This window comes from Paraburkholderia sp. SIMBA_054 (assembly GCF_046534875.1).
Lineage (GTDB): Bacteria > Pseudomonadota > Gammaproteobacteria > Burkholderiales > Burkholderiaceae > Paraburkholderia > Paraburkholderia hospita.
Genome location: NZ_JAWRXV010000098.1, coordinates 21,020 through 27,044, shown reverse-complemented (window position 1 = coordinate 27,044; position 6,025 = coordinate 21,020). Strand labels below are relative to the sequence as shown.

General features: G+C 61.7%; 9 protein-coding genes. 2 read left to right on the top strand and 7 right to left on the bottom strand.

The features are described 5' to 3' along the window. Nucleotides 1-160 precede the first annotated feature (160 nt). The 5 genes from SB822_RS51800 to SB822_RS51780 all read right to left on the bottom strand — a co-directional run bounded on the left by SB822_RS51800 (nucleotide 161) and on the right by SB822_RS51780 (nucleotide 3,719). Nucleotides 161-925, bottom strand: coding sequence for an SDR family oxidoreductase (locus SB822_RS51800; RefSeq protein WP_007587334.1), 765 nt, complete (start codon nucleotides 923-925; stop codon nucleotides 161-163). A 42-nt stretch (nucleotides 926-967) separates the two neighbouring features. Further along, nucleotides 968-1,996 carry a phosphotransferase gene (locus SB822_RS51795; RefSeq protein WP_410858429.1) on the bottom strand — a complete coding sequence of 343 codons (1,029 nt, stop codon included), beginning with the start codon at nucleotides 1,994-1,996 and terminating at the stop codon, nucleotides 968-970. Between the two features lie 25 nt (nucleotides 1,997-2,021). Next, nucleotides 2,022-2,696 (bottom strand): histidine phosphatase family protein, encoded by a 675-nt coding sequence (locus SB822_RS51790; protein WP_007587336.1) that lies wholly within the window; start codon nucleotides 2,694-2,696, stop codon nucleotides 2,022-2,024. Between the two features lie 235 nt (nucleotides 2,697-2,931). Continuing rightward, nucleotides 2,932-3,165: a hypothetical protein gene (locus SB822_RS51785; protein ID WP_007587337.1), complete on the bottom strand. Its 234-nt coding sequence runs from the start codon at nucleotides 3,163-3,165 to the stop codon at nucleotides 2,932-2,934. Nucleotides 3,166-3,254: 89 nt separating this feature from the next. Continuing rightward, nucleotides 3,255-3,719, bottom strand: coding sequence for an Lrp/AsnC family transcriptional regulator (locus SB822_RS51780; RefSeq protein WP_007746182.1), 465 nt, complete (start codon nucleotides 3,717-3,719; stop codon nucleotides 3,255-3,257). Between the two features lie 134 nt (nucleotides 3,720-3,853). Here SB822_RS51780 and SB822_RS51775 point away from each other — a divergent pair, with 134 nt between their 5' ends. Beyond that, complete coding sequence (locus SB822_RS51775; protein WP_410858428.1) at nucleotides 3,854-4,483, top strand: LysE family translocator; 630 nt, start codon at nucleotides 3,854-3,856, stop codon at nucleotides 4,481-4,483. Between the two features lie 20 nt (nucleotides 4,484-4,503). Here the strand turns inward: SB822_RS51775 and SB822_RS51770 are convergent, their stop codons facing one another. Next, nucleotides 4,504-4,677 (bottom strand): DUF1289 domain-containing protein, encoded by a 174-nt coding sequence (locus SB822_RS51770; protein ID WP_007587340.1) that lies wholly within the window; start codon nucleotides 4,675-4,677, stop codon nucleotides 4,504-4,506. 150 nt (nucleotides 4,678-4,827) lie between these two features. Between SB822_RS51770 and SB822_RS51765 the strand changes: the two genes are divergently transcribed. After that, entirely contained in the window at nucleotides 4,828-5,148 is a 321-nt protein-coding gene (locus SB822_RS51765; RefSeq protein WP_410858427.1) for a YnfA family protein, read from the top strand. Nucleotides 5,149-5,250: 102 nt separating this feature from the next. Here the strand turns inward: SB822_RS51765 and SB822_RS51760 are convergent, their stop codons facing one another. Beyond that, on the bottom strand, nucleotides 5,251-5,763 hold the full coding sequence (locus tag SB822_RS51760; protein ID WP_410858426.1) for a DUF1993 family protein: 513 nt from the start codon (nucleotides 5,761-5,763) through the stop codon (nucleotides 5,251-5,253). Nucleotides 5,764-6,025: the final 262 nt, after the last annotated feature.

Here is a 6,025-nt window from a genome sequence, read left to right as displayed (position 1 = left end):
TTGCCTACTTTTCTTTGCGGCGGCAAAGAAAAGTAGGTGCCGCCCCGCACAGGGGCGACGCTTGAAGCACGAAGACAAAACGCGGATGCCAGCGCAAAGGCCAACACACAGAGCAAATACGCCGCACCGCGAACCAACGCGCCCGCAGGGCAAAAAAACCCTAGACGGTCAATCCTCCATCAACAACAATACATTCCCCATTCGTATAGCTAGCTGCATCAGAAACGAGATACAACACCGTCCCGGCCATTTCAGAAGGCTCCCCATGCCGGCGCAGCGGAATATTGCTGACCCATTGGTCATAAATATCCTTGTTCTCAAACAGCGCGCCAGCAAACTTGGTCCTCGTAAGCCCAGGCAACAGAGCATTAACGCGAATCCCGAGCGGCCCACATTCCTTGGCAAACGCCTTGGTCATGTTGACGACAGCCGCCTTGGTGATCGAATAAATCCCTTGCATATCACCAGGATGCAGCGCGTTGACAGACGCCGTATTAACAATCGCGCCACGTCCTCGCTCCTTCATCAACTTGCCCGCTTCCACCGACATAAAAAAATACCCACGCACATTCACCTCGACAGTCTTGTTATACGCAGCAAGATCCGTATCGAGAATGTGCCCAAAATAGGGATTCGCGGCAGCGTTATTCACGAGAATATCCAGCCGCCCATGCTTCTCGCGAATATGCGCGAACGTCGCCGCGATGTCCTCCATATGCCCGACGTGACACGCAAACGCTTCGGCACTCCCGCCCGCCGCGCGGATATCCGCCGCGACATGCTCACATTCTTCGAGCTTGCGGCTCGACACAATCACATGCGCGCCCTGCTGCGCGAGCAATCTCGCGATCGCTTCGCCAATCCCGCGGCTCGCGCCCGTCACGAGTGCAATGCGGTCCGTCAGGTCGAAAAGGTTCGTGCTCAATGTTGTCTCCTTCATGTTCTCGTCGATGATTGTGTTCGAGGCTTACGCGATCAGCTCGGCGGCAAGTTGCGTGAGCGGCTCGACCATCGCGCCGACCTGATGCGCCTGCGCACTCGATGCATTGCCTTGCAGTGCGCGCGCCTTCACACCCTGCGCAATCGACGCAAGCCGGAAGAAGCTGAACGCAAGGTAGAACGGCCAGTTGTCGATCGCGGGCAGCCCGCGCAGCGCGCAATACTGGGCGATGATTTCTTCTTCGTCGGGCACACCCAGGACAGCGCGATCCTGTCCGCGCAATCCCGTGATATGACCGTGTGCGGGCAGCCGCAGGCACATGCAGAAGTACGCAAGATCGGCGAGCGGATTGCCGAGCGTCGACAGTTCCCAGTCGAGAATCGCGCGTACTTGTGGCGCGTCGCTCGCGAAGATCAGGTTGTCGATGCGGAAGTCGCCATGCACGAGCGATGCGCGCAGCGCATCGGCAGGGCAGTGCGCGGGCAGCCAGTCGATCAGCGCTTCCATCGCGTCGATGCGTTGCGTTTCGGCGGCGCGGTACTGTTTCGTCCAGACGCCAATCTGACGCTCGAAGTAATTGCCGGCGCGTCCGTAGTCGGCGAGTCCCACTTCTTGAGGATCGACGTCATGCAACGCTGCGAGCGTCTTCACGATCGACGCGTAATAGTCGCGTCGCGCGTCGCGTTCCACTTCGGGCAGCGCCGGGTTCCAGAAGATGCGGCCTTCCTCGTAGCTCATCACGTAGAACATGCTGCCGATTACTTCGCGGTCCTCGCACAGATGCCAGGCGCGCGCGACAGGCACGGGCGTATCGGCGAGCGCGCTCAGCACGCGGAATTCGCGGTCGACGGCATGCGCCGATTTCAGCAACTGTCCGGGCGGCTGGCGGCGCAGCACGTAGCGGCCACTCTGCGTGTCGAGCAGATAAGTCGGATTGGACTGGCCGCCTGCGAACTTCGTCGCGCGCAACGGGCCGCGGAAGCCCGCGACGTGTTGCTCCAGATATCGTGCAAGGCGGTCGAGGTCGAGCGTGGTGTCGTGGTGATCGCAAGTCATATCGTTCGATGCGTTAAGCCCTGAGTTAGCCATAGGTCTGGAAGGCGCGGCGCTGCGGATCATCGAGATGGCCGATGCCGTTGAAGCTCGACAGATGCAGCGTGTCGCGATTGAAGAAGTAATGACTGACGCTGCTGTTGCGTATCTGCATGTTGAGCGCGATGGCCGTGGCGGCGGGCGCCTGCAAGACCTGCTGCGTCAGCGCGGCGATCACGCCGCCGGAACTCACGACCAGCACGCGCTGGCCGCTGCCTTGCTGGATCGCGCCGCGCGCTTCGGCGACGCGTTGCTGGAACGCAACCCAGGTTTCGGGCGCGCGGCCGTCGAGCGCGCCTTCTGTCCACAGTTGCAGGACTTCGCGCAAAGCCTTGAAGAAATCGCGTGGACTGCGCGTGGCGCGTTCGGCCAGCGCGCTGTGCTCGTCGCCGAGCGCGCGAAACAGTGCGTGGAAGTCGTATTCGTCGAGACCGGGATGGATCTCGCAATCGATGCGCGGCACACCGAGCCCGCGCCGGATCGCATCGGCGGTCTGCGCGTGGCGGCGCAGGGTGCCTGTCATCACGCGGTCGAACGCGATATCGCGCTGTGCGAAGTATTCGCCGAGCCAGATGCCTTGCTGTTCGCCTGCGTCCGAAAGTTGGTCGTAATCGTCGGCGCCCAGGGACGCCTGGCCATGCCGTACCAGATAAAGTTCCGCCATCACATGCTTCGCCTTGAAGAGGTGAAGCCAGCTTAGCGGCGGCGGATGTATTTCCGAAGTTTATTTATTGAATCAGCCGGCATTCACTATAGTGATGATCGCGGCCCGCGCAATTGCAACTAACTGTCAGTCCCCGCCAACTCCCGCCTTCTCCGCGACGCACGGCAGAGGCATCCGTACATGCCCGCGCCGCGCGTTACGCCGGACGTCATCAGCCGCCCGGCGCGTAGTCGGCTCAACGGTTGCCGTCAAGCAGATCGTTGAGGATCGTATCGAATTCGGATTGGGCGTCTTCCAGTTCCTGCAGCGCGGCGTCGAAAGTCTGCAACGCGATCTGCGATGGGCGGCCGCTGCCGTCCGGCGGGAATTGCGACTGCAGCGCGGCGAACGCCGTCTGCACCTGTTTCGTTGCGTTCAGAACGCGCTCCATTGCGCGGGTTTCTTCGGCTCGCGCTGCTGCGTGGTCCATACCAATGCTCCGTGATTCATCGTGCCGTGACGGCGAGGCGCTCACTATGCCACGAGTCGCCGCGCATTTCGCGCTCTGCGTCGCATGGTTCAGCTCAAGGGCAAGCCGCCGTTCGCCTTCACCTCGCGCAGCGACAGCGACGATTCCACCGACGTCACACCCGGCAAACTGCGCATCTCGTCGCGCATGAACGTGCCGTAATCGTCGAGGTCGCGCGCGACCACTTGCAGCACGTAATCGGCGCTGCCCGATACGTTGTGGCACGACAGGATGCGCGGGATCGCCAGCACCTCGCGCTCGAAGCGCGTCGCGGTGGCGCGGTCATGCACGGCAAAGCGCACGTACACGAACGCGACGACGCCATATCCGAGCGCCGAGCGCGACAGCATCGCGCGATACCGCTCGATATACCCGTCGTTTTCGAGGCGCTTGAGCCGTCGCGCGCAGGGCGTCTCGCTGAGGCCGACCGTTTCGGCGAGCTTAGCATTGGACATCCGGCCGTCCGATTGCAACGCGGCGAGGATTGCGCGGTCTGTTTTGTCGAGTTCGATCATGCTTAGCGGAAACCTTTTAAGGGTGGAGCTATTTTAGGGCAATCTGCTAATCCGTGATGCTGAGTGGTAGAAAATCGCCAATATTCGCTACTCACTCGAATGCATCATGAATGCCTCGAAACGTGAGGTTCCCCATGATTTCCGCTCATCTTCTGATCATGTATGTCACGGCCCTGGTCGTGGTGTTTGCGCTGCCCGGACCGGACATGGCGCTCGTGTTGCAGACGAGCATCGGACGCGGCGCGCGCAATGGTTTTGCCGCCGCCGTCGGCCTTGGCCTTTCGCGCGCGACGCATGTCACGCTGTCCGCTTGCGGCGTCGCCGCGCTGCTGCGCAACGCGCCGTGGCTCTACGAAGTGGTGCGTTACGGCGGCGCGATCTATCTGGCGTGGGTGGCCGTGCAGATCTTCCGCTCGCCGATGTTCGCGCTGCCGTCGAGCGGCATGCAGACAGACGAGGACGGCGCGTTGCGGACGGCGTTCGTCAAAGGGTTGTTCACGAATCTGCTGAACCCGAAGGCGCTGCTGTTCTGTTCGGTGCTGTTGCCGCAGTTCGTGCGTCCGGAAGCGGGGCCCGTCGCGTGGCAGATGGTTGAACTGGGTGTCGTGCTGGTTGCGCTCGGCGCGTGTTTCGACGCCGTCTATGCAATCGGCGCCGCGCGGATCGCCGGCTGGGTGCGCGCGCATCCGCTCGCACAGTCTGTGCAGCGCTGGACGTTCTCCGCCGCGCTGATCGGTTTCGCGCTGCGTCTGTCGCTCGATTGAAGCGTGCCTGAAGCGCGTGCTTATTTGCGGATCATCGCCGCGCGTTCCGGCTTCTGGTCGATGACCTTGCGGCGATGCTTGTCTTTCATCTTCTTCCAGCCTTTGCATTCCTCCTTCGTGCGCAGGCAGCCGACGCAATAACCGGTCTTGCCGTCGAACTTGCAGATGTCGATACAGGGCGATTTGACACTCATGCTGGCGTGCTCGTGATCATTTGAATGGAGGATGAAAGGTCAATGTCGCATGGTGCGCCGCCGGAAGGCAAAGTGATTGTGTCAATAAAGGCGATAGACTGCACGGCCTAAGCCTTGACGCCGCGTTGACCGATCACCTCAATCCTGCCGATGAAGACCCTGTTGCTGTACGTTGTGACCGCGATCGCCGAGATCGTCGGCTGCTATCTGCCCTGGCGCTGGCTCAAGGACGGCGGCCCAGCGTGGCTGTTGTTGCCGGGCGCATTGAGCCTCGCGCTGTTTGCGTGGCTTCTGACCTTTCACGGCGCGGCCGCGGGCCGGGTCTATGCCGCATACGGCGGCGTCTATGTAGCGGTGGCGATTCTCTGGCTATGGTGCGTCGACCATGTGCGTCCGAGCGCATGGGATCTCGCGGGCGTCGCGCTGACGCTGGCGGGCATGGGCATCATCGCGTTCCAGCCGCGCCTCTGACTTGCATCGGGGCGCGTCTTACGCAATTCCTCGCTTCAGCCGCGACGCGCGAACCCGGCTAGAACCGGTTCGCGCATCGCTCGCCAATATTTCCCTTCAGCGTTAGCTGTTCGGCTTGCCGAGGAAATCGAGCTTGCCGAGTTCGACGCCGTTATGACGCAGGATGTCGTACGTCGTCGTGATGTGGAAGTAGAAGTTCGGCATCGCGAAGCCGAGCAGATAAGACTGGCCGGTGAACTCCACCGGGCCGCTGCGCATCTTCAGCGTCACAGCGCGCGTCTCCGAGCCGTCGATCTGCGCCGCGTTGAACTCCTTCAGATAATCGATGGTTTTCTGAATGCGCGCGTGCAGTTCGTCGAACGTGAACTCCACGTCGTCGAACTTCGGCGCTTCGACGCCGGCCAGCCGCGCTGCGCAACCCTTCGCGGTATCCGTTGCGATGTGCACCTGACGGGCCAGCGGATGCATGTCCGGAAAGAGACGGGCGCCCGTGAGCACCGACGGGTCGATCTGTTTTTCTGCCGCGTGCGCCTGTCCCTTGCCGAGAATGGCCTGCAGGTTCGTGAGGCTGCGAATCAGCACGGGGATGGATGCCTGAAACATCGAAATGGTCATGGAGGGTCCTTGAATTGCTGGAGCCGCGCGCTCTCTGGCTCGCGGTCGCATAGCGTAACGCAACAGCGTAAAAGCTGCTGGAGCAACGTAACCCCGATTTGACCCATGCCGGAAGCTAGCCGATCGGCCAGGTGTCGGTCGCGCTGGAACTGTGTTCGAATGGATTGGTCGGACGGATGTCGTTGCCGCGTGGCATGACGGCGCGCCTGAGCGCCCGTCGGTGCACCGTGTATCAAAACGCGTGGCTTCGAGTCATTCGCCG

Coding starts and splice junctions, on each gene's coding strand:
- SB822_RS51780 (WP_007746182.1), bottom strand. CDS start 3,719: ATGATCGAACTCGACAAAACAGACCGCGCAATCCTCGCCGCGTTGCAA.
- SB822_RS51765 (WP_410858427.1), top strand. CDS start 4,828: ATGAAGACCCTGTTGCTGTACGTTGTGACCGCGATCGCCGAGATCGTC.
- SB822_RS51775 (WP_410858428.1), top strand. CDS start 3,854: ATGATTTCCGCTCATCTTCTGATCATGTATGTCACGGCCCTGGTCGTG.
- SB822_RS51790 (WP_007587336.1), bottom strand. CDS start 2,696: ATGGCGGAACTTTATCTGGTACGGCATGGCCAGGCGTCCCTGGGCGCC.
- SB822_RS51795 (WP_410858429.1), bottom strand. CDS start 1,996: ATGACTTGCGATCACCACGACACCACGCTCGACCTCGACCGCCTTGCA.
- SB822_RS51760 (WP_410858426.1), bottom strand. CDS start 5,763: ATGACCATTTCGATGTTTCAGGCATCCATCCCCGTGCTGATTCGCAGC.
- SB822_RS51770 (WP_007587340.1), bottom strand. CDS start 4,677: ATGAGTGTCAAATCGCCCTGTATCGACATCTGCAAGTTCGACGGCAAG.
- SB822_RS51785 (WP_007587337.1), bottom strand. CDS start 3,165: ATGGACCACGCAGCAGCGCGAGCCGAAGAAACCCGCGCAATGGAGCGC.